Below are 290 nucleotides of genomic sequence, written 5' to 3'. Positions count from 1 at the left end.
AGACCGAGGACGACCACTTTGGAGCCGCGGTCGATCGCGAGATCGACGCCGGTGAACACTTCAAGCGAACCGTACGACTTGGAGAGTCCCTCGGCGGTAAGAGGCACACGCCCCGAAGGAAGGGGATCCGGAAAGCGCAGGCGTGCGACCTTCTCCTGAGCAACCTCGGCACCGGCCTGGGCAAAAAGCTCCTCAGCGCGGCGCAGCATCTGTTGAGCTGCGACAGCCTTCGTGGCCTTCGCCCGCATTTTCTCGCCCTGCGCCTTGAGGTGCTCGGCCTTCTTCAGGGC

At 64.1% G+C, this 290-nt stretch carries 1 pseudogene; it reads right to left on the bottom strand.

The features are described from left to right. Positions 1-290: pseudogene (locus tag QP415_RS11485) on the bottom strand (ABC transporter ATP-binding protein); the annotation flags it as partial.

The organism is Pauljensenia sp. UMB3104 (assembly GCF_030217285.1).
GTDB lineage: Bacteria > Actinomycetota > Actinomycetes > Actinomycetales > Actinomycetaceae > Pauljensenia.
Note: the sequence above shows the minus strand (reverse complement) of the source record. Positions and strands in the feature narration are given on the sequence as shown.